20 protein-coding genes are annotated in these 23,536 nt (G+C 70.9%); 10 read left to right on the top strand and 10 right to left on the bottom strand.

Annotation, left to right across the window (positions count from 1 at the left end; all coding sequences use genetic code 11):
* Positions 1 to 57: 57 nt before the first annotated feature.
* Positions 58 to 1,779: a metallophosphoesterase gene (locus AB0C35_RS23655; protein WP_358459329.1), complete on the bottom strand. Its 1,722-nt coding sequence runs from the start codon at positions 1,777 to 1,779 to the stop codon at positions 58 to 60.
* Positions 1,780 to 1,811: 32 nt separating this feature from the next.
* Between AB0C35_RS23655 and AB0C35_RS23660 the strand changes: the two genes are divergently transcribed.
* Together AB0C35_RS23660 and AB0C35_RS23665 are read left to right on the top strand one after the other, a co-directional pair.
* Complete coding sequence (locus AB0C35_RS23660) at positions 1,812 to 2,153, top strand: metallopeptidase family protein (RefSeq protein ID WP_358459332.1); 342 nt, start codon at positions 1,812 to 1,814, stop codon at positions 2,151 to 2,153.
* Positions 2,154 to 2,248: 95 nt separating this feature from the next.
* Complete coding sequence (locus AB0C35_RS23665) at positions 2,249 to 3,598, top strand: MFS transporter (RefSeq protein ID WP_358459335.1); 1,350 nt, start codon at positions 2,249 to 2,251, stop codon at positions 3,596 to 3,598.
* A gap of 43 nt (positions 3,599 to 3,641) precedes the next feature.
* On the opposite strand, the gene AB0C35_RS23670 is transcribed toward AB0C35_RS23665, so the two are convergent.
* Positions 3,642 to 4,010, bottom strand: a complete 369-nt coding sequence (locus AB0C35_RS23670) for a PspC domain-containing protein (RefSeq protein WP_358459338.1) — start codon at positions 4,008 to 4,010, stop codon at positions 3,642 to 3,644.
* Positions 4,011 to 4,148: 138 nt separating this feature from the next.
* Here AB0C35_RS23670 and AB0C35_RS23675 point away from each other — a divergent pair, with 138 nt between their 5' ends.
* Positions 4,149 to 5,300 carry an acyl-CoA dehydrogenase family protein gene (locus tag AB0C35_RS23675; RefSeq protein ID WP_358459341.1) on the top strand — a complete coding sequence of 384 codons (1,152 nt, stop codon included), beginning with the start codon at positions 4,149 to 4,151 and terminating at the stop codon, positions 5,298 to 5,300.
* Positions 5,301 to 5,399: 99 nt separating this feature from the next.
* Positions 5,400 to 6,419 carry an aspartate-semialdehyde dehydrogenase gene (locus tag AB0C35_RS23680; protein WP_358459344.1) on the top strand — a complete coding sequence of 340 codons (1,020 nt, stop codon included), beginning with the start codon at positions 5,400 to 5,402 and terminating at the stop codon, positions 6,417 to 6,419.
* 10 nt (positions 6,420 to 6,429) lie between these two features.
* On the opposite strand, the gene AB0C35_RS23685 is transcribed toward AB0C35_RS23680, so the two are convergent.
* The 4 genes from AB0C35_RS23685 to AB0C35_RS23700 all read right to left on the bottom strand — a co-directional run bounded on the left by AB0C35_RS23685 (position 6,430) and on the right by AB0C35_RS23700 (position 12,326).
* The gene (locus AB0C35_RS23685; RefSeq protein WP_358459347.1) at positions 6,430 to 6,648 is read right to left on the bottom strand and encodes a DUF2277 domain-containing protein; all 219 of its coding nucleotides are present in this window, start codon (positions 6,646 to 6,648) and stop codon (positions 6,430 to 6,432) included.
* Positions 6,649 to 6,938: 290 nt separating this feature from the next.
* Positions 6,939 to 8,477 carry a M28 family peptidase gene (locus tag AB0C35_RS23690; RefSeq protein ID WP_358459350.1) on the bottom strand — a complete coding sequence of 513 codons (1,539 nt, stop codon included), beginning with the start codon at positions 8,475 to 8,477 and terminating at the stop codon, positions 6,939 to 6,941.
* A gap of 71 nt (positions 8,478 to 8,548) precedes the next feature.
* Positions 8,549 to 10,957 (bottom strand): M4 family metallopeptidase, encoded by a 2,409-nt coding sequence (locus AB0C35_RS23695; protein ID WP_358459353.1) that lies wholly within the window; start codon positions 10,955 to 10,957, stop codon positions 8,549 to 8,551.
* A 340-nt stretch (positions 10,958 to 11,297) separates the two neighbouring features.
* Positions 11,298 to 12,326: an alpha/beta hydrolase-fold protein gene (locus AB0C35_RS23700; protein ID WP_358459356.1), complete on the bottom strand. Its 1,029-nt coding sequence runs from the start codon at positions 12,324 to 12,326 to the stop codon at positions 11,298 to 11,300.
* A gap of 135 nt (positions 12,327 to 12,461) precedes the next feature.
* On the opposite strand from AB0C35_RS23700, the gene AB0C35_RS23705 reads away from it, so the two are divergent.
* Entirely contained in the window at positions 12,462 to 13,193 is a 732-nt protein-coding gene (locus AB0C35_RS23705) for an isocitrate lyase/phosphoenolpyruvate mutase family protein (RefSeq protein WP_358459359.1), read from the top strand.
* Positions 13,194 to 13,292: 99 nt separating this feature from the next.
* Positions 13,293 to 14,117: an oxygenase MpaB family protein gene (locus AB0C35_RS23710; RefSeq protein ID WP_358459362.1), complete on the top strand. Its 825-nt coding sequence runs from the start codon at positions 13,293 to 13,295 to the stop codon at positions 14,115 to 14,117.
* Between the two features lie 5 nt (positions 14,118 to 14,122).
* Here AB0C35_RS23710 and AB0C35_RS23715 read toward each other — a convergent pair whose 3' ends face one another.
* Positions 14,123 to 15,028: a hypothetical protein gene (locus tag AB0C35_RS23715; RefSeq protein ID WP_358459365.1), complete on the bottom strand. Its 906-nt coding sequence runs from the start codon at positions 15,026 to 15,028 to the stop codon at positions 14,123 to 14,125.
* 412 nt (positions 15,029 to 15,440) lie between these two features.
* On the opposite strand from AB0C35_RS23715, the gene AB0C35_RS23720 reads away from it, so the two are divergent.
* Together AB0C35_RS23720 and AB0C35_RS23725 are read left to right on the top strand one after the other, a co-directional pair.
* A complete protein-coding gene (locus AB0C35_RS23720) occupies positions 15,441 to 16,235 on the top strand; it encodes a GntR family transcriptional regulator (protein WP_358459368.1) in 795 nt (264 codons plus the stop codon).
* Positions 16,236 to 16,313: 78 nt separating this feature from the next.
* Complete coding sequence (locus AB0C35_RS23725; protein ID WP_358459371.1) at positions 16,314 to 16,982, top strand: hypothetical protein; 669 nt, start codon at positions 16,314 to 16,316, stop codon at positions 16,980 to 16,982.
* 7 nt (positions 16,983 to 16,989) lie between these two features.
* Here the strand turns inward: AB0C35_RS23725 and AB0C35_RS23730 are convergent, their stop codons facing one another.
* Positions 16,990 to 18,708 carry a BCCT family transporter gene (locus tag AB0C35_RS23730; protein ID WP_358459374.1) on the bottom strand — a complete coding sequence of 573 codons (1,719 nt, stop codon included), beginning with the start codon at positions 18,706 to 18,708 and terminating at the stop codon, positions 16,990 to 16,992.
* A 93-nt stretch (positions 18,709 to 18,801) separates the two neighbouring features.
* Positions 18,802 to 20,235, bottom strand: a complete 1,434-nt coding sequence (locus AB0C35_RS23735) for a pyridoxal-dependent decarboxylase (protein ID WP_358459377.1) — start codon at positions 20,233 to 20,235, stop codon at positions 18,802 to 18,804.
* A 70-nt stretch (positions 20,236 to 20,305) separates the two neighbouring features.
* On the opposite strand from AB0C35_RS23735, the gene AB0C35_RS23740 reads away from it, so the two are divergent.
* Positions 20,306 to 21,268, top strand: a complete 963-nt coding sequence (locus tag AB0C35_RS23740; protein WP_358459380.1) for a helix-turn-helix domain-containing protein — start codon at positions 20,306 to 20,308, stop codon at positions 21,266 to 21,268.
* Positions 21,269 to 21,302: 34 nt separating this feature from the next.
* Here the strand turns inward: AB0C35_RS23740 and AB0C35_RS23745 are convergent, their stop codons facing one another.
* Positions 21,303 to 22,163, bottom strand: a complete 861-nt coding sequence (locus AB0C35_RS23745) for a helix-turn-helix transcriptional regulator (protein WP_358459383.1) — start codon at positions 22,161 to 22,163, stop codon at positions 21,303 to 21,305.
* Between the two features lie 129 nt (positions 22,164 to 22,292).
* On the opposite strand from AB0C35_RS23745, the gene AB0C35_RS23750 reads away from it, so the two are divergent.
* Positions 22,293 to 23,288, top strand: coding sequence for an aldo/keto reductase (locus AB0C35_RS23750; protein ID WP_358459386.1), 996 nt, complete (start codon positions 22,293 to 22,295; stop codon positions 23,286 to 23,288).
* Positions 23,289 to 23,536: the final 248 nt, after the last annotated feature.

Consider the following 23,536-nt stretch of genomic DNA (forward strand, 5'->3'; position numbering starts at 1 on the left):
TGGCTGCCACGCGACCTGGCCAAGTGTAGAGGACGGGACGGGGCCGCGCGCAAACGGTTACTCGGGATCGGGGGTTCGGGTGGGGGAGGCGGTGTTGAGCGGGGTCGGGCTGCGGGACGGCCAGTCGGACGGGAACTCCGACGGGAACGGGGATGCGGGGGACGGGGGCGGGGACGAGGCGGGCGGCTGCGGGCTGATGGGGCGGTCGGGGCTGGGCTCCAGGTGGCGCTCGATGTGGGCGGAGGTCAGGCCGAGGCCGCCGAGGCGCAGGTCGTCCCAGCCCTGGAGGCGGTGGGTGGCGCGGCTGAAGTACAGGACGGACAGCTCGATGGGGGTCGGCTCCTCGTGTTCGAGGCCGCGGAGGCCGGCGCCGCCGGTGGAGCCCTGGACGAACAGGCGGGTGCCGGTGGGCATGAGCCTGGTGGAGCGGGCGTGGGCGTGGCCGCCGAGGATGAGGGGGGTCAGGCCGGTGAACGCCTCGCCCTCGGTGGGGTCGTGGGTGACGACGAGGTCGGGGGTGGTCCCGGCCTCGCGGAGCTTGTTCGCGAGGCGGAGGCCCTCGGCGCGAATCGCGTCGGCGCCGGTGAAGTCGTCGCGGGTGCTCTTGTCGGGGGTGAAGCGGGGGTCGCCGACGCCGTAGATGCGCAGGCCCTCGACCTCCCGGATCTCGTCGTCCAGGACGACGGCGTTCTTCTCGCGGTCGACGGCCTTCTGGGTGCCCACCGAGTCGTGGTTGCCGCGGACGTAGACGTAGGGGACCTTCAGGTCGGAGATCTCGCCGGCGAACTTGTCCTCGGCGGCGCTGCCGTGGTCCATGAGGTCGCCGGTGTCGACGATGATGTCGACCTTGAACTGGGTGGAGACGGACTTGATGACGTTCCAGGCGGCGGGGTTGAGGTGGATGTCGGAGACGTGCAGGACGCGGATGGTGGACGGGTCCGGCTCGTAGGTCGGAAGGGTCGAGGTGGTCGCGTACAGCTCGGAGACGTTGCCGACGAGGCGGGCGAGCTGGGCGCGGTATTCGGAGAAGCGCTCGACGATGCTGCGGGCGTCGCCGACGATCTGGGGGGCGTTGGCGAGCAGGCCCGTGTAGCGGGGTTCGGCGATGGACTGGGGGTTGAACGTCGCCCAGGTCAGGAGGGTGACGGCGGCGATGCCGAGGGCGGCGGACGCCATGCCGAGGACGGCCTGGCGCCAGGAGCGGAAGAGGGCGAGGGCCGCGATGAAGCCGGCGGCGAGGGCGATCAGGGCGGCGCGGACGAGGAGGTCGACGACGCCGTCGCGGATCTGGTCGGCGATGCGGTCGGTGAGGCGGTCGATCTCGGTGTCGTTCTCGATCAGCTTCTGGGCCTGCTCGGGACGGACGTCCTTAAGGCTCGCCTCCAGCGACACCGGGCCCCAGTGGGTGTCGAGCTGGAGGGAGCCGAGCGGCGGCAGTTCCAGGTTCGTCCCGCCGTGCAGGGACGGGCGGAGGCTGAGCTGGACGTCGGTGGGCCCGACGGGGGTCACGGTGCGTCCGCCGAGGAGGAGGCCGGCGTAGCCGGCGCCCAGGCCGACGACCATGACGAGGAGGAGCCGGGACGCGCGGCTGGTGATGACCGGGCGGACGCGGCGGGTGACGGGGGAGCAGAAGGCCCGGACGCGGGCGGCGGCCGCGGCGGTACGGGCTCTGGCGGGGGCGGAGCGGTCGAGGAGGACGCGGGGGATCTTCAGGGCGCGGGAGACGCTGAGACGCAGGATCGCGAGGGTGCCGGCCAGTGCGGCGCGGACCTTGGGCACATGTCCCCCTTCTGTCGAGCAGAATGAGCAGTGTGATCGAGTTGTCGCGTGATGCGTTCGAGGACCTGGTGGGCGAGGCTCTCGACACGATTCCACCCGAGCTGACCGCCCGCATGCGCAACGTCGTCATCGTGGTCGAGGACGATGCGCCTGAACGCGGACTTCTCGGGCTGTACCAAGGAGTACCCCTCACTGAGCGCGGCGACTGGTACGGCGCCGTCCTGCCCGATCACATTTCGATCTACCGCAATGAGATTCTCGAAATTTGCGACACCCCGGACGACGTGGTGGAAGAGGTCCGGATCACCGTGGTGCATGAGATCGCTCACCATTTCGGGATCGATGACCGGAGGCTACACGAGCTCGGATACTGAGCCGATGATTTGCGCACTGTAGGTCACATAACTGCCACGCAGCGTGAGTTAATGGGAGGGCCGCCCAACACCGGGCGGGCTGAACTGGAGCGTGCGTGGCGGGAAGGCAGACCGGGCGGCACCGTCGTCCCCCGGAACAGCAGGCGACCTACCGCGAGGTGTTCGCGGTGGGTGAGTTCCGTGCCCTCTGGCTGGCGCAGGCGCTGTCGTTCATCGGCGACCAGCTGGCGCAGGTCGCCCTGGCCGTCCTCGTGTACGACCACACCAGGTCGGCGCTGCTGACGGCGCTGGTGTACGCGCTGACCTACATCCCGCCGATCGTGGGCGGGCCGGTGCTGTCCGGGCTCGCCGACCTGTTCCCCCGCCGCACCGTCATGATCGTCTGCGATGTGGTGCGGGCGGGGCTGGTGACGTTCATGGCGCTGGTGCCGATGCCCGTCGCCGCGCTGTCGGGCCTGGTGTTCCTCACGGTCCTGTTCGGCACGCCGTTCTCCGCCGCCCGCGCGGCCACCCTCCCGGACGTCCTGGAGGGCGACCGGTTCGTGGCGGGGACGGCGATCAACAACATCACCCACCAGGGCACGCAGATGCTCGGGTTCCTGGCGGGCGGCGCGGTCGTCGCCGTCGTCGGGACGCATGAGGCGCTCGCCCTGGACGCGCTGACGTTCGGCGCCTCGGCCGTCATCCTGATCGGCGGGCTGCGGCGGAGGCCGGCGCCGAAGGGGCGCGAGGGCGACTCGCTCGGCCTGTGGCGCGGCACGCGGGACGGGGCGCGGCTCGTGTTCGGCGATCCGGTGCTGAGGTCGCTGGTGCTGTTCGCGTGGCTGTGCACGTTCTACGTGATCCCCGAGGGGCTCGCCGCCCCGTACGCGGCGACGTTCGGCGGCGGCGCGGTCACGGTGGGCCTGCTGCTGTCGGCGATGCCGACGGGGATGGTCGTCGGCGCGTTCCTGTTCAGCCGGTTCGTCCGTCCCACGAACCGGCTGCGGACGATGGGGTCGATGTCGATGCTCGCGTGCGTGCCGCTGATCGGGGCGGGCCTGCACCCTCCGTTGTGGGGGGTCGTCGCGCTGTGGGCGCTGTCGGGCGTCGGCAGCGCCTACCAGCTCGCCGCCAACGCCGCGTTCGTGACCGCGGTTCCGGCGGCGGGACGAGGGCAGGCGTTCGGCCTCGCCCAGTCCGGCATCCTCGCCGGGCAGGGCGCCGGCATCCTCATCGGCGGCGCCGCGGCGCAGGTGCTCGGGCCGGAGACGGTGGTGGCGCTCGCGGGTCTGCTCGGGCTGTCGGCAGCGGCGATGCTCACGCTCGTGTGGAACCAGGTCCGCGGCGGCGTCATCGGCGGCGTCCGCGAGCGCGTCGAACGCGTCGAACCCGTCGTCGCCGCGTCCTCTGCGGGCGGCGACGACCTGCCCGGCGGCATCAGCCGCTCGGCGTCCGCCTCCTAGGCGCCCGGCTCGCGATCCGGGGCGCCCGGCTCTGAGCGCCGTCTCAGGCGTTCGTGCGGTTCTTGTTCTTGTTGATCGCGTCCTTGGACTTCTGGACGGCGTCCTGGACGGTCGGGGAGTCGCTCGCCTTCTTGAACCAGTCCTCGGCGATCGACTTCGGCGCGTCCTCCTCGGGGATGATCACCCACGCGATCGCGTACAGCGCGATGCCGGCGCCGCCGAAGATCGTGAAGACGGCGAGTCCGAGCCGGATGATGTTGGCGTCGACGCCGAGGTACTGCGCGGCGCCCGAGCAGACGCCGCCGAGCATCTTGCCGTCGCGGGTACGTCGCAGCTTCTTCTCGGTGCTTTCAGGAGTCCCCATGGTGGTCTGCCCCGCGGTGTGCTCTGTGGTGTTCTTCTCCATGTCCATGCCTCGATCATGCCCAGCTGCGCGCGACTCTTACATCCGGATTCGCCCTGATCGGCCCCTGAGTGAACCCCTGCCCGGTCCCGGTGCCGTCCCCGACGTACCCTCATGGGCGGAACAGCCCCGCAGGAGGAGGCCGACATGGACGTGCTGCGCGTCGACGACCAGCTCACCGACGAGGAACGGATGGTCCGCGACACCGTGCGCGCCTTCGTGGCGGAGCGGGTCGCGCCGGGGGTGGCGGGCTGGTTCGAGGACGGCACGTTCCCCGTCCGTGAGCTGGCCCCCGAGCTGGGCAAGCTCGGGCTGCTCGGCATGCACCTGAAGGGCCACGGCTGCGCCGGGATGAGCGCCGTCGCGTACGGGGTGGCGTGCCGCGAGCTGGAGGCCGCCGACTCGGGGCTGCGCAGCTTCGTCTCCGTCCAGGGGTCGCTGGCGATGACGGCGATCCACAAGTACGGGTCGCAGGAGCAGAAGGGCGAGTGGCTGCCGAAGATGGCGGCCGGGGAGGCGCTCGGCTGCTTCGGCCTGACCGAGCCCGACCGCGGCTCCGACCCCGGCACGATGCTCACCCGCGCCCGCCGGGACGGCTCCGACTGGATCCTGAACGGCGCCAAGATGTGGATCACCAACGGGTCGGTCGCCGACATCGCGGTCGTGTGGGCGCAGACCGACGAGGGCATCCGCGGCTTCCTCGTCCCGAAGGGCACGCCCGGGTTCACGTCCGGCGACATCCACCAGAAGATGTCGCTGCGCGCGTCGATCACGTCCGAGCTGGTCCTGGACGACGTGAGGGTCCCCGCGGACGCGATCCTCCCCGGCGTGCGGGGGCTGAAGGGGCCGCTCGGCTGCCTGTCCGAGGCGCGCTACGGCATCCTGTGGGGCGCGATCGGCGCCGGGCGGTCCTGCTACGAGGCGGCCGTCGAGTACGCCAAGACCCGCGAGCAGTTCGGCAAGCCCATCGGGGCGTTCCAGCTCACGCAGGAGAAACTCGCCTGGATGGAGGTCGCGCTCGGGCAGGCCGGCCTCGTCGCCCTGCACATCGGGCGCCGCAAGGACGAGGGGAACGTCACGCCGCAGCAGGTCTCGTTCGGCAAGCTCGCGAACGTCCGCGCCGCGCTGGACGTCGCCCGGCAGGCCCGCACCGTCCTCGGCGCCAACGGGATCACGCTCGAATACCCGGTGATCAGGCACATGAACAACCTGGAGAGCGTCCTCACCTACGAGGGGACGCAGGAAGTGCACCTGCTGACACTCGGGAAGGCCGTCACCGGCCTGGACGCGTTCCGTTAAGGGACGCTTGAACCGTCCGCGTAGGGTTATTGACTGGACGTCCTGCCACGGACCTGGGAAGACTCACCAGCCCAGGTCGGATCTACCAGAGGGAGCGGCATGAGAGTCGGCATCGTCGGGGCCACCGGACAGGTCGGGGCCAAGATGCTCGAAATCCTGGCCGAACGCGGATTCCCCGTCGACGAGCTGCGGCTGTTCGCCTCGGCCCGGTCGGCGGGACGCAAGCTGCCGTGGAACGGCACGGAGATCACCGTCGAGGACGCGGCGGCCGCCGACTACTCCGGCCTGGACGTCGTGCTGTTCTCCGCGGGCAAGACCACGTCCAAGGCCCTCGCGCCGAAGGTCGCCGCCGCCGGCGCCGTCGTGATCGACAACTCCTCGGGCTGGCGGCTGGACCCGGACGTCCCGCTCGTCGTCGCCGAGGTCAACCCGCACGCCGTGGCGAACCGCCCCAAGGGGATCATCGCCAACCCGAACTGCACCACGATGGCCGCGATGCCGGTGCTGCGGCCCCTGCACGACGAGGCCGGGCTGTCCGCGCTCGTCGTGTCGACCTACCAGGCCGTGTCCGGCAGCGGGCTCGCGGGCGTCGCGGAGCTGCACGACCAGGCGTCCAAGGTCGTCCAGAACGCCGACAGGCTCACCGGCTCCGGCTCCGCCGTGGAGTTCCCGGAGCCGAGCGTGTACGTGCGGCCGATCGCGTTCAACGTCCTGCCGATGGCCGGGTCGATCGTCGAGGACGGCCTCGCGGAGACCGACGAGGAGCAGAAGCTCCGCAACGAGAGCCGCAAGATCCTGGAGATCCCGGAGCTGAAGGTGTCGGGCACCTGCGTCCGCGTCCCCGTCTTCACCGGGCACTCCCTGCAGGTCAACGCCCGGTTCGACCGCCCCATCAGCCCGGAACGGGCCAGTGAGCTGCTGGCGGGCGCGCCCGGCGTCGTCCTGTCGGACGTCCCGACGCCGCTTCAGGCCGCCGGCCAGGACCCGACGTACGTGGGCCGCATCCGCCGCGACGAGACCGTCGACAACGGCCTCGCCCTCTTCTGCGCGGGCGACAACCTCCGCAAGGGCGCGGCCCTCAACACCGTCCAGATCGCCGAACTGGTCGCCGCCGAGTAACGCCGGCCGCCTAGCTCGCGCGGCTGCCCCGGACTTCCAGGGCGTCCAGGAGGGCGGCGGTGCTCTGGGCGATCTCCTCGACGGCCCGGTCGAACGCCTCCGCGTTGTGGGACGCGGGGGCGCGGAACCCCGAGATCTTGCGGACGTACTGGAGCGCTGCCGCCCGGACGTCCTCGTCGGTCACGTCGGCGGAGTACGGCGGACGGAGCGTTTTGATACTGCGGCACATCCCCCCATTGTGCCCCGGCCTCGGACGTTTCACGGCCCCCCGGCGCTGCGAGCGCCGGGGGGCCGGGCGGGGGGCGGGGTCCCCGGTGTTGCGGCGGTGTGCACGGGCCGGGCCGAGATCCGTTCCGTGCGGCCGCCTGCGGTCAGCCCTGGGGGGTGGGGTGGGCTGTCCAAAAATGCACCGTGACGACCGGCCGGGTCAACGGATCAAGCCGCCACTGGATTTTCAATCCCGCTGAACAGGGCCCTGGAAAACTCTGAAACCGGGCCCTGAGCAGCACGGACGCATCGCTACTTGGTGATCGTGATGTCGTCCAGGCCGGCCTCCACGAGGCTTCCGGTGCCCGCGTCGGCGGCCTCCACGAGGATGCGGACGGTCTGCCCGGCGTAGGCGGAGACGTCGGCGGTCTGCGTCTGCCAGTTGCCCGCCCGGTTCGTCGCCGTGCCCGCCTGGTTCAGGACGGTCGTCGACCCGTTCGGCCCCACGACCGACACCCGCAGGAAGTCGGACGAGGAACTGTTGTTCAGGTGGGCGAGGTACCAGGCGAACGACAGGGTCCGCGTCCCGTCCGGCAGCGGGATCGCCGCCGACCGGATGCTGCTGGTGCCGCCGTCCAGGTCGTAGGACCCGGCGCCGGACCCGGCCGCCGCGCCCGTCGTCAGCGCGCCGCTGCCGCCGGACGCGGACAGCTGGAGGCTGGTGCCCGACCAGCTCGTCGGCTGCGGGGTGCCGCGTTCCCACGTGCCCGCGGTGGCCGAGTCGGTGCCGTCCGGGTCGGCCGTCCAGCCGGTGCCGGATTCGAGGTCGTCGGAGAAGACGGTGTCCCCGGGCGGCTCCTGCGTCCCGCCGTCGCCGCCCAGCGTCCAGACGGCGTGGGCGATGGCGTCGGAGTTGCGGTCCAGCGCGGTGTCGTCGATGTTGGACGTGGTGTCGCAGTACGCGTGGTAGCACCGGTCGAACGCGACGCCGGCCTGGCCGCCCCACATCTGCGCCTGCGCGGACGTCTTGCGTCCTTCGGCGCCGGTGAACAGGCCGCCGGCGGGGATGCCGACCCGGATGAACGGGCCGTAGTCGGAGCGCCCGTCGAACGCGGTGTCCTGGACGGGCACGTTGATCGTGGCGAAGTGGCTCCGCAGCACCTGCTCGATCTCGGCGGAGCCGGCGGGGCCGCCGCTTCCGCTGGAGCCGTCGCCGTCGTAGGCGAAGTAGCCCGGGTTGGGGGAGCCGACCATGTCGAAGTTGAGGTAGCCCCCGATGGCCGACCGCTCGCCTGACGACAGGTTGTTGACGTAGTGCGTCGACCCGATGAGGCCGAGTTCCTCGGCGCCCCACCAGGCGAACCGCAGGTGCCGGTCGGACTGGTGGTTCTCGCGGGCGACGGCGAGCGCCGTCTCCAGGATCGCGGCGGAGCCGGAGCCGTTGTCGTTGATGCCGGGGCCCGCGGTGACGCCGTCGAGGTGCCCGCCGACCATCAGGGTGTTGTTCGTGTCGCCGCCGGGCCAGTCGGCGAGCAGGTTGTAGCCGGTGGCGCCGCCGTAGCTGAACGACTGGATGCTGGTCTGGTATCCGGCCGCGTCCAGCCTGCCCTTCACGTAGTCGAGGGACGCGCGGTAGCCGGGACGGCCGTGGGCGCGGTTCCCGCCGTTGTTGTCGGCGATGTTCTGGAACTGCGACAGGTGGGCTTTGACGTTGGCGAGCGGGATGTCGGGTGCGGCGACCGTGGTGGTCGGTGCCGCCGCGGTGGGCGCCGCCGAGGCGGTGGCGCCGGGCAGGAGGGCGGCCACCAGCAGGGCCGCCGTGCCCAAGCTCGCGATCTTGCGCGATCTCATGTGTTCCTCCATGGGGAGCGCGGCCCGTGACGGGGGAGCGGGCCCCGTCACGGGCCGCGGGCGGGGGGCGGTCAGGAACTGGTGATCAGGATGTTGTCGATGCCGGCCTCGACGAGGCTGGCGGCGCCGGCGTCGGCCGCGTCGACCACGATGCAAACGGTCTGGCCGGCGTAGGCGGACAGGTCGTAGGTCGCCGTCTGCCACGCCGCGCCGCTGTCGGCCGCGGCGCCGCCCTCGCTCAGCACGGTGCTCGACCCGCTGGTCCCGACCACGCGGACCCGCAGGTAGTCGTCCGTCGAGCTGTTGTTCAGGTGGGCGAGGTACCAGGAGAAGCTCAGCGACAGGGTGCCGCTGGGCAGGCTGATCGCCGGCGACCGGACGCTCGTGACGCCGCCGTCGAGGTCGTAGCTGCCCGCGCCGGTCCCGGCCGCCGCGCCGGTGACGAGGTCGGCGCTGCCGCCGGCCGCGGCGATCTGCAGGTTCGTCCCCGACCAGCTGGTCGGCTGCGGGGTCCCGCGCTCCCAGGCCCCCGCGGACGCGGTGTCGGTGCCGTCCGGGTCGGTCGTCCAGCCCTGCCCGGACTCGAAGTCGTCCGAGAAGACCGTGCCCTGCTGGCCGTCTCCGACGGTCAGCGTGAACGTGGCCGTCCGTTCGACGGAGGCGCCCTGGGCGAGGACGGTCAGCCGGTAGGCGCCGTCAGCGGTTCCGGCCGGGACGTTCACCGTCATCGTGGACGACTGGCCCGTCGTCACGGTGCTCGGCGAGAACGTCGCGGTCGGGCCGGACGGGCTGCTCGTCGCCGACAGCGAGACCTGCTGGGCGCTGCCGCCCGTGGTCTGCGTGCTGACCGTCGCCGTCGCCGTCCCGCCCGCCGGGGTCCGGCCGGTGCCGGGGCTCAGCGAGATGGAGAAGTCGTTCTGCTGGGTGCCGCAGCTCGCCTCGCCGCTCTGCGCCGGGACGTCGATCGCGCTCCAGGCCGCCTTCACCGCGTTGCACTCGGTAGCGGACCCGGGGAACAGCTGCAGCGCCGCGTTGACCGTCTCGATGCGCGCCCTGGCGTGGCTCCAGTTCGACACCTTGCGGTTCAGTCCGCCCATGAAGATCTGGCCGGCCTTCTGGACGCCGATGCCGTTGACGGTCGAGCCGTCGCACGTCGGGCTGCTCGGGCCGTCGCTGGGGTTCGAGCCCTCGGCGAGCAGGTAGAACCAGTGGTTCTGCGGGCCCGCGGCCGCGTGCACCTCGGTGCCCGGGATCGCGGACGAGTAGCAGTTCGGGTCGCCGAGCGCGCCCGGGTTGTACATGTTGCGGATCGGGCCCTGGCCGACCAGGTCGACCTCCTCGCCCACCAGATAGTCCGGCGGGTCCAGGTTGGCGGGCTCGTTCATGTAGTGCTCGGTCAGCGCGCCGAAGATGTCGCCGGCCGACTCGTTCATGCCGCCCTTCTCGTTGCCGTTGCCGCCGCCGGCGCCGCCGGGCGTGGTGCTGAACACGGCGTGGCCGTTCTCGTGCGCGACGACGTCGGCGCCCGTGGCCTGCCGGGTACCGGACGAGTTGCGGCCGTAATTGGTGTAGCTGCCGTTCCAGTACGCGTTGGCCTGGTTCAGACCGACGCGCATGGGGAAGCCGCCGCCGCTGCCGTCGACGCCGTTGCGGCCGAGCCACTGGTCCAGCATGTCCCACTCCTTCTGGAGTGCATGCATGGCGTCGACGCAGGCGGTTTCCAGGCTGGTGCCGCTGCCGTTGCCCCAGGCGCTGTCGCTGCCGGTGTAGGTGGCGCCGTTCTGGCCGCCGCACCGGACGCCGGGACGCTGCGGGTCGCTCATCGACGTCGCCGCGGTGCTGAGGTCGACGGTGCCGTGGTAGTAGCTCACGTCGTCGGCCGCGTCCATGACCTCGTCCCAGGTCTTGACGACCTTGCCGGTCCCGGCGTCGACGAACACGTGCAGCTTCGTCGGCGCCTTCTTCTGGACGCCGCTGACGACGGTCTCGTAGACGAGGCGTCCCGAACCCTCGGCCATGACCTTCAGGACGGGCTTGGACGCGCTCTCGACCTTGGACACGCGGGCGCGGGACGTCTTCGCGGCCTGCGCCGCGGAGATCTCCGCCGTCGTCGAGACGTCGAGCTTCCGGGTCTGGGCGACGGACGTGCTCAGCACACCGCCGCTCGCGTTGGTGGTGACGACGAAGTCGCCGCCGTACACGGGCAGGCCGTCGTAGGTGCGGTCGTAGGAGACGTGCTGGAGGCCGTTGAGGCCGGACGTGACGCCGCGCCGCACGATCTTCTCTTCGGGGGCCTTCTTGAACTCCGCGGGCTTCGCCGAGACCAGGCGGTCGGCCGAGGCGGCGGCGACGGTGCGGGGATCCGGCTGCGCCGGGGCCGCTGGGGAGGTGCGGATCGTCGCACCTGTGGCGGGAACGGACATCGCCACGGCGAGGCCGACGGACAACGCCGCCGCCCCGAACGCGGTCTGGTGTCTCACGGGGGGTGCTCCTTCCACGTGCCGGGCAGGGCGGGGCACGTGGACGTCCTTGTGGGAGCGTTCCGCGGGGCCGCCGCCCGTCCAGCGGGGGTTGGGATGGGGGACTCATCCGGATGAGCTGACCCGAAGTGCACTCCTTGTTGTTAAAAGTGTCAATGAATCCATTTCATACTGAATTTTCAATTCCCCGGGAGCTGTTAATGAAAGTTCGGAAAAGGGGCTTTACGCAGCGCGGACGTGCCGGGCCGGCCGGGCCGGCCCGGCACGTCCGGCCGGGAACCTTCCTCGCGCGGTGAGCGTTCGGCGGGGCCGCCCCGCCGCCCGCCGCCCGCCGCCGCGGTCAGGGAGCGATCTTGTGGCAGAGCCAGGACAGGGCGAGCGGGTAGCGGTAGTCGATGCCGCCGTGCCCGGCGTCGAACAGCTCGAAGTGGATCACGTCCTCGGCGACGCCCGCGTCCAGCAGGGCCCGGTGGAACGCCTGCGCGCCCACGTCCAGGTACCACTCGTCGCGCGTCCCGCCGTCGATCCAGATCGCCCGCTGCGAACGCATCGCCTCGGCGTGGCCCGGAACCATCCGCACCGGGTCCCAGGCCAGCCAGCGCTCCCAGACGTCCTGCCGGATCACGCCGTCGACCGGGTCGAACGGCAGCTCGGGAGCGCCGTCGTCGCGCGCGGAATAGCACAGCGCCATGCCGAGGATGTTGAGCAGTTCCATGTCCTCGGGCTTGGTGAACGACGTGCGCCCGTTGAAGTCGTCCCACCACCGCCAGATGTCGCCGTCATATTTGCGCAGATGCCGGACGCATTTGGGGAACTCGGTCAGGTAGCAGTACTCGAACAGGGCGTCGCCCGCGTGCGTGGCGAGCGCGCCGAACAGGTCGGGGCGCAGCATCGGCGTGATCATCGCGCCGTAGCCGCCGCTGGACTTGCCGCTGATCGCCCGGTGCTCCGGCGCGTCCAGCGTCCGGTAGTGCCCGTCCACCCACGGGACGATCTCGTCGCAGATGTAGGAGTGGTAGCGGCCCGTGCCGGGCGAGTCGACGTACTGGCTGCCGCCGTGCGCCGTCCACGCGTCCACGAACACCACGATCGCGGGCGGCGCCTCCCCGGACGCGAACACCGCGTCGGCCGTCTCGGGGAACGGCTGCCGGTAGGGCATCCGGTTACGCCAGATCCCGACATGCCCGGTGAATCCGGTGATCACGTACACGCTGGGGTAGCGGCGCCCGGGGTCGTCGTCGTACCCCGGCGGGACGTACACCAGCACGGGACGCTGGTGCGGGTCCTTCAGCGGGTTGCCGCGCAGCAGCTCGCTGCTGACGACGTGCTCTTCCAGGCGTCCGGCGAACTCGGCCGACCACGGCAGCATGCGCACTCCCTCATCGCGGGGCGTTGATCACCTCCGACGCTAACCCAGCCCGCCCGGCGCCGCGCAACCGTCCGGGCCGGGTGTCACAATCCGGTAGCCCGGCTGGTCCACTGTCGAAAAGGGAAGGAAGCAGAGATGACCGAAAACGCCAAGCGCCTCCGCGAACTGCACCGCCCCGGGGACCCGCTGCTGCTGCCGAACGTCTGGGACGCCGCGAGCGCCACCACCGTCCAGGAGGCGGGCTTCCCGGCCCTCGCCACCGCGAGCGCCGCCGTCTCCGCGATGCTCGGCTACCCCGACCACGAGGGCGCGCCGGCCGAGGAGATGTTCGCCGCCGCCGGACGCGTCATCCGCGCCGCCACCGTCCCCGTCACCGTGGACGCCGAGGCCGGGTACGGACTGCAGCCCGCCGAGCTGGTCGAACGCCTCCTCGCCATCGGCGCGGCCGGCTGCAACCTGGAGGACACCTACGCCGGCGAACTCGCCGAGCCCGCGACGCAGGCGGCGTATCTCGCCGCCGTCCGGGACGCCGCCGGCGACGCCCTGGTGATCAACGCCCGGGTCGACACGTTCACCGACCAGGCCCCGGACCCGATCGACGCCGCGATCGCCAGGGGCCGCCTGTACCTGGAGGCCGGCGCCGACTGCGTCTACCCGATCATGGCGCCCATGGACGCCGTCCCGTCCCTGGTCAAGGGCCTGCCGGGGCCGGTCAACGCGAACAACTTCCCCGGCTCGTCCATCGCGGACCTGGCCGCCATGGGCGTCGCCCGCGTCTCCTACGGCCCGATGCCCTTCCTCCAGGCCCTGGAGGCGCTGAAGACGTTCGCGACCCGCGTCCAGGCCAAGGAGGACCCGTACGTTTGACGCTGTGAGGGCGCCCACTCCCGGGCGCCCTTGCAAGCACTCACTTACGATGGCACAGTGAGACGGAAATCGCCTCTATGTATCAGGGAGTGGGGCCGTATGACCGCGACCGCAGAGGAGACGTCGGCGGACGTCCTCCAGGAGTCCATGAGCGGCCTCGCACTCGCGGCCGCCGCCGCGAACGTAGTCATGCAGCTCGCCCGCCTCCCCGTCGGACACGGCGTCGCCAACAGCAAGGTCGACAGCGGCCGCGTCGACAAGCACCCGGTCAAGCGGACCCGCACGACCCTCACCTACCTCGCCGTCGCGCTGCTCGGCACCGACGACGAGCGCAAGGCGATGCGTCAGGAGGTCAACCGCGCCCACCGGCAGGTCCACTCCAGGGAACCCGTCCCGTACAACGCCTTCGACCCCGAACTGCAGCTCTGGGTCGCCGCGTGCCTCTACCAGGGCGTCGAGATCATCCACCGGACCCTCTACGGGGAACCGTCCCCCGAGGAGGTCGCGGAACTCTACCGGGCCGGCGCCCGCCTCGGCACCACCCTCCAGGTCAAGGAGGAGATGTGGCCGGCGGACCGGGCCGCCTTCGAGGAGTACTGGCAGGACGGCCTCAGCAAGATCGAGATGGACGACCTCACCCGGGGCTACCTGCGCGACCTGACCGAACTCCGCTTCATGCCCGCCCCGGTACGCGTGCCGTTCGCCGGGACGAACCGCTTCCTGACCCTGGGCTTCCTGCCCCAGCGGTTCCGCGACGAACTCGGCTACTCCTGGACGCCCCGCGACCAGCGCCGCTTCGACCGCCTCACCCGCGTCCTGGCCCGCACCAACGGCGTCCTGCCCCGCGCGGCCCGCGAGTTCCCCTTCAACTTCTACCTCCGCGACTTCCGCCGCCGCCTCAAAAAGAACCGCCCCATCGTCTGACGAGGTCAGCGGCCGTCGCCGAACAGGCACCGGCGGCCCTGCGGCGAGGAGAACATGGCGGTCGCGTCATGCCCCACCCCGGGCACATGCACCAGTTCGTGGACCACCTCTCCCGCCTTGTACGCCAGGTACCGGTGGTAGTTCTCACCGCGTTCCCTGCGCGTGCGCCCCTGGGCTTCGGCGGCGGGATGGACTTCCAGGAGGACCGCACCGGGGTCGGCGTCCTCCTCGCCGAGGAGATAGACGACGTCCCGCTCCGTATATCGGCGGAAGTATTCTCGGATCGGCTCTTCTACGTCTATATAAGGCGGGAGGGGGCCGCCGAAGCCGTACCGCCATTGATCTTCCAGGTCGCCGCACTGAATGTACGAATGCCCCTTCGGGCGATCCTTGTCGAAATACAGATAGGTCGACGGATTGGCGACGACGAACCGCACGGGAACCCTGAGATCGTCGGGTCCGTGCCCGACGGCCGCGTAGCGGTTGACGAACTGGCCGCCCGCCGAGTTGCCGACGACGGTCACCCTGCGGAGATCGGGGAACGCGTTCAGGGCGCGCAGCAGTTCGTCCATCACCGTGAACGAACTGACGTCGCCGAGGCCGCCCTTCCAGTCCTCGGTGCGCCAGTGCAGGTAGCCGGCCCGCTCCTCGCGTTCGCGTACGTCGTCCTCGGTGAGGAACTGCGGTGCGATGACCAGCCGGTGTGCGGCCTGCTCGATCGACCGGAAGTAGTCGAGGGCGTTCCGCAGCGCACCGTGGACGACCACTATGGCCTCGGTCAGCCCGCGGCGCGGCTCGTCGAGCGGTGCGGACGAGAAGAGGGCGAGCCGGCCGCCATTCACGCGCAGGCTGTCGTCACCCAGCTCGCCGATGGCCACGTTCTGGATGTCGGCCTGGTTGGCAAAGGTCATCCGTTCCCCTCGACGAGGCGCCATTCGCGCAGTGGTCCTTCTGGTTCATGCTCCGGCCGGCGGCGGTCAACCGGGATGATCAGGAGAACTTGATGGAACCCGCACAGTGCATTACCGATCTCATACACGCGAAACAAAGAGCTAACCACTCGCCCCGCGGGTCTGTCTCGCGGATGCCTGAGATCGGTCGCCATCCGGTCCATTGCAAGCCGTTCTGGTGAAACATGAGGTTAGAAGTCCCGTTTGTCCCCTTCTCTGGCGTCCCACACATCCCTCCCGCCCCACCCCTCCCACCGCCTCCCGAAGTCGATCGGGTCGACCCGTAGGTGAGGTACCTATGTCCTCGGCGGGCAGCGTCACCGCGGGCGCCGGCGGCGACAATGGGAATTGGAATCGGCTGGAAGGCTTTCCAATGGGTGTCGCGCTGCATATGGAGATCGCCGACAAACTCCGCGAAAGGATCAGGTCGGGGGACCTGGCCCCCGGTGATCGACTGCCGACCGAGCCCGAGCTGGAGCGCCTTTTCGGCGCATCCAGAAATACGATCAGGATCGCCGTGACCAATCTCGTCCACGAGGGATTGATCCAAATCCAGCCGGGCCGCGGGATGTTCGTTCCGAAGGGGCCGATCCCGTTCTTCGTGATCCTTTCCCGGGAGGAGGGCGGGGACGGGACGGATTCGCCGCTGGACTCCTACAGCTCCGGGGTCCGGGCGGCCGGCCGCAAACCGAGCATTCGCGACTTCGAGATGAGGATCGAGTATCCCGGCCGGGAGGTCGCCGGATGGCTGGAGATCGACGAGGACACGCAGGTCGTCGTGCGGGGCTCCAGGCGGTTCATCGACGACATCCCGTACTCGCTGCAGAGCTCGTACTACTCGATGGACCGTGTGCGCGGCACCGAGCTCGAGAGCAGGAAGGGGATTCCCCGGGGGACGATCCGGGTGCTCGCGGAGCTGGGGTACGAGCAGACCGGGTACCGGGACGAGATCGTCGCCCGGATGCCCACGCCAGAGGAGAAGACGTTCTTCCGGATCGGGCCGGGAATCCCCGTCATCGTCGTCTACCGCATCGCCTACACCAACGACTCCACGCCGATCCGCCTGACGGTCACCACGTACGCGGCGGATCGCAACAGGCCGTCCTACGACATCGGAGAGGTCCCCGAACGGCCCATGGCCTCGGGGCAGATCTCCATCGTGGGGTAGCGCTCACGCGTCCACCTGGGGCGGAGGGGCCCCGTAGCTAGGCAGGTGGCTCACATTTCGCGGACACTGCACTGCGGCATGTTCGCCGTTGACATCGCGTCCTTCGGCTCGCGACACGATCCGGCCGTCCAGCGGCACCTTCGCTCGTCGATTCACCGGATCGTGCGGGAGTCCTGCCGCGCGGTAGGGCTGAGCTGGGACGCCTGCTACTCCGAAGACCGCGGGGACGGCCTGTTCGTCATCGCCGGGCCCGAGGCCGGGATCGACGACCTCCTGGGCCCGCTGGCCATCCAGCTGCTCGCCGGCGTCCGGCGCCACAACAGGCTGGCCAACCGGGAGGCGCAGATCCGGCTCCGGGTGGCCGTCAACGCCGGATACATCCAGTTCGACGACCACGGCGCCACCGGTGTGGCGCTCAACCACCTCTTCCGGCTCCTCGACGCCGCGCCTCTGAAGTACAAGCTCGACGAAGTCTCGGGCGACTTCGCGCTCATCGTCTCCCACCGGCTTTTCGAAGAGGTCGTCGTGTACAGCGTCGGGGTGATCGAGCCGTCCTCGTTCCTGTGCGTTCCCGTCAAGGTCAAGGAGACTCTCGACCGCGGGTGGGTTTGGCTGCCGCCCACCCCCGGGTCCGTGCGGTCCGGGTCCGGCCTGGACGTGGAGGTCGCTGCGTCCGACGAGCAGCTTCTCGGCCTGCTGGCCGCGCTGGTGCGGCAACTGGATCAGCTCGTTCAGCGGCGGGCCTGAACCCGGGTCAGCGGTGGGTGGGGGCGTCGTCGGTGCCGGGTTCGTCGTTGGACGAGGGTTCGATCACCAGCTCGAACTCGCCGCGGTGCTCCCGGGTGCCCGTCAGGACGGCGTCCTCGAGGACTTCGGCGCCCTTGTTCTGGCGCTGCATCATCGGGTCGCTCCGGACGTCCTTGGTCAGGGAGACGCAGAGCAGGATCAGCACGATCGCGAACGGCAGCGCCCCGATGAAGGTGATGTTCTGGATGCCGTTCAAGGCCTTGTCCCCGCCGATCGCGAGCATGACCGCGGCGACGCCGCCGGTCATGGCGCCCCAGAAGATGACGATCCAGCGGGACGGGGTGGTCGAGCCGCGCTGCGACAGGGTGCCCATGACGACCGAGGCCGCGTCGGCGCCGGACACGAAGAAGATCGCGACGAGGATCATCACCACGACCGCGGTGACCGCCTCCCACGGCAGCTGGCCGAGCACGTTGAAGGTGATCTGCTCCTCCGACCCGTTCCCGTACGGGTTGCTGCCGTCGCGCTGCTCGCTGATGGCCGCGCCGCCGAAGATGGCGAACCAGATGAGGCTGACCACGCTGGGCACGAGGATCACGCCGGCGACGAACTGGCGGATGGTGCGGCCGCGGCTGATCCGGGCCAGGAACATGCCGACGAACGGCGTCCAGGAGATCCACCACGCCCAGTAGAAGATCGTCCAGTCGCCCAGGTAGGTGTCCATCGCCTCGCCGCCGGTGGCGCCCGAGCGGGACGCCATCTCGCCGAAGTCCTGGATGTACACGCCGATGGAGGTGGGCAGCAGTTCGAGGATGAAGACCGTCGGGCCGACGAGGAACACGAAGAGCGCCAGAACGGCGGCCAGGACCATGTTGATGTTGGACAGGTACTGGATGCCGCGGGCGATGCCGGAGACGGCGGACACGACGAAGCAGATCGTCAGGACCATGATGATCAGGATGAGGACGGTCGTGCCGAGGGTCTCGATCCAGCCGGCCTCCTGCATCCCGGTGCGGATCTGCAGGGCGCCGATGCCGAGGGAGGCGGCGGAGCCGAACAGGGTGGCGAACAGCGCGAGGATGTCGATGAGCTTGCTGACCGGGCCGGTGGCGTGGCGGCGCCCGAGCAGCGGCATGAAGGCCGCGCTGATCAGCTGGGTGCGGCCCCGCCGGTAGTGCCCGTACCCGATCGCCAGGCCCAGCACCGCGTAGATCGACCACGGATGCAGGGTCCAGTGGAACATGGTGGTGGCCATGGCCGTCTCGATCGCCGGCTCGCTCTGCGCCGGGTCGGTTCCCGGGGGCGGCTCGACGTAGTGCAGCAGCGGTTCGGCCGCGCCGAAGAACATCAGCCCGATCCCCATGCCCGCGCTGAACATCATCGCGATCCAGGAGACGGTGCGGAACTCCGGTTCCTCGTCCTCCCGGCCGAGGGGGATCTTGCCGTACCGGCTGAACGCCAGCCACAGTGAGAAGAGCACGAACCCGGTCGCCGCGAGGACGAACAGCCAGCCCACGTTCGCGAGGAGCCAGTCCAGCGTCGACTGCGCCGACGAGCTGAGGCTGTCGGTCCAGGCCGCGCCCCAGAGCACGAAGGCCAGGGACAACACCGCGGTGACGCCGTAGACGATCCAGTCGGTACGGGTACGCCTCCCCTTGTCCATGGAAACGGGGAAGCCGCCGGGCCCGTCGCCCCGTCCATCGGGCTCACGCTCGATCGTCTTCATGTTGCTCTGCTTTCCCCAAAGAAACGCTGTTCAGTGACACGGCAGAGCAATTCATTCTCGACCTGCGCACACCCGGCGGCCGGGAGGTGCGTCCTACGCCGTGGCCTTCCGGGCGTCGTTCACCGCCTGGACGAGTTCGTCCACGTCCGCTGACGTGGTGCGGTGGCTGATGACGCAGGCGCGGAGGGCGGCGCGTCCGTCCAGCCGTACGGGGCTGATCCACGCGCGTCCGCTGCGGACCACCGCTTGGGCGACCGCGTCGTGGTGTTCCCAGGTGCCGTCGCCGGGATCGGCGAAGCAGACGACGGGGAGCGGGGTGTCGTTGACGATGTCCCATCCGGTGGTCTTGAGCGCCACGCGGAGGTCGTCCGCCAGGCGGGCGTCGCGTTCGAGCTGCTCGGCGTATCCGGCGCGGCCCGCGACGGCCAGGCTGAGGAACAGCTTCAGCCCCATGAACCGCCGCGACCACTGCTGGCTGGACGTGTAGGGGTCGATCGTGCCGGGGACGTCGGCCGGCATGTAGGACGTAGTGACCCGGAAGGTCTCCGCGAGCCCGTCGGCGTCGGTGGACAGGAGGGCACCCGCCCCCATCGGGACGCTCAGCCACTTGTGCGCGTCCAGCGTGATCGAGTCGGCGCGCTCGATGCCGGCCAGCGCGGGCCGCAGCCGGTCGGACAGCGCCGCCGCTCCCCCGTAGGCGGCGTCCGCGTGGAGCCGCATGCCGAGGTCGCCGCAGAGGTCGGCCAGCTCGTGCAGCGGGTCGATGACCCCGGCGGCGGTGGTCCCGGCCGTCGCGACGACGAGGAACGGCAGGTCGCCGTTCGCCCGGTCGGCCGCCGCCCGGCGGGCCAGGTGCGGCACGTCCAGTCCCAGGCCGGGCCCGGTGGGGACGAGGCGCACGGCGTCCCGTCCGATGCCGGTGGCGTGCGCGATCTTCAACCAGGCGAGGTGGCTTTCGGCGGACGCGTACATGACCGGACGGCCGTTCAGCGCCCGCAGCCCCTCGGTGCCGTACCGCGGCCAGGTCCGCGTGAGGGCCAGCAGCACGGCGGTCATGTTCGCCTCCGCGCCGCCGCTGGTGAACGACCCGGCGACCGTCTCGGGTGGGTAGCCCAGCCGTCCGCCGAGGAACCGCAGCAGATGTGCTTCGATCTCCGCCGCCGCGGGCGCGTGCGACCACGCGGCGAGCTGCGGGTTGAACGCGGCGGCCAGGGCGTCGCCGATGACCCCCATCAGGGTCGGCGTGGGGTTGAACAGGCCGAAGTACCGGGGATGCGTCGTGTGGACGGTCGCCGCCCGCAGCAGCTCGGCGACCTCGTCGATCACGGCCTCGGGGTCGGCCGGGCGGTCGAAGTCGTACGCGGCGACGGCGGCCCTGAGATGACGGGCGTCCACCGGCGGGCTCACGTCCCGCGCGGCGATCAGCTCGCGCTCGTCCCGGAGCACGTCGGCGACGTGCCGCCAGAGCCGGTCTGCCACCTGCTGCGGCGGGTCGAAGGAGGCACGTCCAACGGGGAAATCGTCCATGCCTCCACCCTCGCCCCGAAGGGGAACCGCTCCAAGTGGCAGAAACGACCATTACCGCTAAATTAGTGACATGCATACGCTGGCCGTGGCCGTCACCGAGGGCGTGCCGATCTTCGAGCTGGCCATCCCGTGCGAGGTGTTCGGCTACCGGCGGCCGGGGCTCGGCACGTCCTGGTACGACTTCCGCCTCTGCGCCCCCGCCGGGACACGCACCGCCGCCGGGTTCGCCGCGGACGCCGAATACGGGCTCGGCACGCTCGCCGAGGCGGACACCGTCGTGATCCCCGCCTGCGCGAACGTCCTCGACGGCCAGCCGGACGACCTGGTCGAGGCCGTCCGCGCCGCCCACGCCAACGGCGCCCGCATCGTGTCGCTGTGCACCGGAGCCTTCGTGCTGGCCGCCGCCGGCCTTCTCGACGGCCGCCCGGCCACCACCCACTGGATGCACGCCGGGCAGCTCGCGGCCCGGTACCCGAGGGTCCAGGTGGACGCGTCCGTCCTCTACATCGATGACGGGGACATCCTGACCAGCGCGGGCACCGCCGCCGGACTCGACCTGTGCCTCCACGTCGTCCGCACCGACCACGGCGCCGCCGTCGCCAGCGCCCTCGCCAAACGTCTCGTGATGCCCGCACACCGTCCGGGCGGCCAGGCCCAGTACATAGACGCGGGCACGACCGTCCAGGACGCGGAAGAGCTGGGGCCCCTTCTCGACTGGGCCCGCCGGCGCCTGGACGAACCACTGACCGTCGCCACCCTGGCCCGCCAGGCCAACGTCACCACCCGCACCCTCATCCGGCGCTTCCACTCCGTCACCGGGACGACGCCCATGGCCTGGGTGCGCGGCATGCGAATCGACTACGCCCGCGAGCTGCTGGAGACCACGTCCCTCCCCGTGGACCAGGTGGCCGAATGCTGCGGCCTCGGCAGCCCGGCCAACCTGCGCCACCACTTCACCCGCACCGTCGGCGTCCCGCCGACCGCCTACCGGCGCGCGTTCTCGTCCCGTCCCTGGCAGCCGCCGCCGCGGTGACGGCCGCACCGGTACGGCCGCGCGTAGGGCCGGTTCACCGTGCGGGCGTGCCCGTCGCCCCCGTGGAGAACTCCTCGATGCCGAGCACCCGCAGCAGCTCCAGCCGTTCGCGGGCCTCGTCGTCCGCCGGGGTGAGCACCACCAGCTGCTGACCCTGGTCGGGGGTGACGAGGGTTTCGCAGTCCATCGTCAGCCGGCCCACGCGGGAGTGCAGCACGGTCTTGCGGTCGGCGCGCCGGACCGCCACCTCGTGCTCGGCCCAGAGCCGCCGGAAGTCGGCGCTCGCGGCCCGCAACCGCTCGACGAGCCCGGCGACCACGGGGTCGCCGGTCCGGCGGCCGGCGGTCGCGCGCAGGTCGGCGACGAGCTGACGGGCCTGGTGCTCCTGCTCCTCGGGCGGGTGTGCGGCGCGTGCGGCGGGCTCGGTGAACCAGCGGTACACGACGTAGCGCCGGTCGCCGGAGAAGCCGGTGTGATCGCCCGACAGCAGGACGGACGCCCGGTTCTGGGCGAGGACCTCTCCCAGGTCGGACACCACCATGGCCGGGGTGCCGCCGAGCAGGTCGAGCATGCGCACCAGGCCGGCGCGGGCCAGGCGGGCCGCCCCGTCGGCGGGCGGGGGCCGGTGGCCTGCCAGGTGGAACAGGTGGGCGCGTTCGTCGTCGGACAGGCGCAGCGCCCGTGCCAGCGCGCCGAGCAGCTGGGTCGACGGCTGACTGCTGCGGCCCTGCTCAAGGCGTACGACGTAGTCCACCGACATGCCGGCGAGCATCGCCACCTCCTCCCGGCGCAGGCCGGCGGTGCGGCGGCGGGGTCCTTCGGCGAGACCCACCTCGGCCGGGCGGATCGCCTCGCGGCGGCGGCGCAGGAAATCGGCGAGTTCGTCACGGCGCATGGCTCCATGGTGCCTCGCGGCGGACGAGCCCATCCAGGGAGCGGCTCTCCCACGATGAACGCTCCTCTCCCGTGCGCCGCCGCGCGGACGCAAGGTGGGTGACAGAGCGACGACGAAGGAGAAAACACGATGCAGACACGAACGTTGGGCAAGACCGGCCCGGCCGTTTCCGCGCTGGGCCTGGGCGCGATGGGCATGTCGGGCGCGTACGGCGCGGCCGACCGCACGGAGAGCATCGCCACCGTGCACGCCGCGCTGGAGGCCGGCGTCACGCTGTTCGACACCGGCGACTTCTACGGCATGGGCCACAACGAGTCGCTGCTCGCCGAGGCGCTGCGCGGCCGGGACCGGGACGGCTACCGGCTGAGCGTCAAGTTCGGCATGCTGCGGGGTCCTGGCCACGAGTTCGGCGGGATCGACGGCCGTCCCGAGGCGGTGAAGAACTTCCTGGCCTACTCGCTGACCCGGCTGGGCACCGACCACGTCGACATCTACCGTCCCGCCCGGCTGGACCCGGCGGTACCGATCGAGGAGACGGTCGGCGCGATCAAGGAGATGGTGGACGCCGGGTACGTGCGGCACATCGGCCTCTCGGAGGTCGACGCCGCGACGATCCGCCGGGCGCATGCCGTGCACCCGATCGCCGACCTGCAGATCGAGTACTCGCTGATCTCCAGGGCGGTGGAGGCGGAGGTCCTGCCGACGCTGCGGGAGCTCGGCATCGGCCTGACCGCGTACGGCGTCCTCAGCCGCGGCCTCATCTCCGGGCACTGGACCCCCGGCCACACCGCCGGCCCCGGCGACGGCCGCGGCTTCAGCCCGCGGTTCTCCGACGGGAACGTCGAGCACAACCTCGCCCTCGTGGACGCGCTGCGCCGGATCGCCGCCGCGAAGGGGGTCACCGTCGCCCAGCTGGCCATCGCCTGGGTGGCCGCACAGGGCGAGGACATCGTGCCGCTGGTCGGCGCCCGCACCCGCGAGCGGCTGGCCGAGGCGCTGCCCGCGATGGAGGTGGACCTCACCGCGGACGACCTCGCCGAGATCGAGGAGGCGGTGCCGCCGGGCGCGGCCCGCGGCGACCGGTACCCGCCCGCCTTCATGTCCGGCCTCGGCGTGGGGAACTGAACCCCGTCCCCGGTGGAACCCGCTCCGGCGCCCAGGGCCGGTTGCGTTTGAGGGATGCCGGTCAGGCTCGCGACCGGAGCGGGGCGGGGCGGGACGGGAACGGGTTACGGGCGTCACCGGGATGGTGGGATGGGCGACCGAAATCGGGGGATGAGGGAAGTGTGGCCTTGGTCACACTTGTCGCTTGCGTCCCAGTAGATCACCTCTAGAACAGTGTTGTTCCCTTTTAGTCACTGTTGCCGGTTATA

The sequence above is a fragment of the Spirillospora sp. NPDC048819 genome (genome assembly GCF_040650055.1).
In the GTDB taxonomy this organism is placed as follows: Bacteria; Actinomycetota; Actinomycetes; order Streptosporangiales; family Streptosporangiaceae; genus Spirillospora.

Bases quoted from the DNA above. Each gene is read 5' to 3' on its own strand.
- AB0C35_RS23670 (WP_358459338.1), bottom strand. From the start codon at position 4,010: ATGGACATGGAGAAGAACACCACAGAGCACACCGCGGGGCAGACCACC.
- AB0C35_RS23675 (WP_358459341.1), top strand. From the start codon at position 4,149: ATGGACGTGCTGCGCGTCGACGACCAGCTCACCGACGAGGAACGGATG.
- AB0C35_RS23680 (WP_358459344.1), top strand. From the start codon at position 5,400: ATGAGAGTCGGCATCGTCGGGGCCACCGGACAGGTCGGGGCCAAGATG.
- AB0C35_RS23685 (WP_358459347.1), bottom strand. From the start codon at position 6,648: ATGTGCCGCAGTATCAAAACGCTCCGTCCGCCGTACTCCGCCGACGTG.
- AB0C35_RS23690 (WP_358459350.1), bottom strand. From the start codon at position 8,477: ATGAGATCGCGCAAGATCGCGAGCTTGGGCACGGCGGCCCTGCTGGTG.
- AB0C35_RS23700 (WP_358459356.1), bottom strand. From the start codon at position 12,326: ATGCTGCCGTGGTCGGCCGAGTTCGCCGGACGCCTGGAAGAGCACGTC.
- AB0C35_RS23705 (WP_358459359.1), top strand. From the start codon at position 12,462: ATGACCGAAAACGCCAAGCGCCTCCGCGAACTGCACCGCCCCGGGGAC.
- AB0C35_RS23710 (WP_358459362.1), top strand. From the start codon at position 13,293: ATGACCGCGACCGCAGAGGAGACGTCGGCGGACGTCCTCCAGGAGTCC.
- AB0C35_RS23715 (WP_358459365.1), bottom strand. From the start codon at position 15,028: ATGACCTTTGCCAACCAGGCCGACATCCAGAACGTGGCCATCGGCGAG.
- AB0C35_RS23720 (WP_358459368.1), top strand. From the start codon at position 15,441: ATGGGTGTCGCGCTGCATATGGAGATCGCCGACAAACTCCGCGAAAGG.
- AB0C35_RS23725 (WP_358459371.1), top strand. From the start codon at position 16,314: ATGTTCGCCGTTGACATCGCGTCCTTCGGCTCGCGACACGATCCGGCC.
- AB0C35_RS23730 (WP_358459374.1), bottom strand. From the start codon at position 18,708: ATGAAGACGATCGAGCGTGAGCCCGATGGACGGGGCGACGGGCCCGGC.
- AB0C35_RS23735 (WP_358459377.1), bottom strand. From the start codon at position 20,235: ATGGACGATTTCCCCGTTGGACGTGCCTCCTTCGACCCGCCGCAGCAG.
- AB0C35_RS23740 (WP_358459380.1), top strand. From the start codon at position 20,306: ATGCATACGCTGGCCGTGGCCGTCACCGAGGGCGTGCCGATCTTCGAG.
- AB0C35_RS23745 (WP_358459383.1), bottom strand. From the start codon at position 22,163: ATGCGCCGTGACGAACTCGCCGATTTCCTGCGCCGCCGCCGCGAGGCG.
- AB0C35_RS23750 (WP_358459386.1), top strand. From the start codon at position 22,293: ATGCAGACACGAACGTTGGGCAAGACCGGCCCGGCCGTTTCCGCGCTG.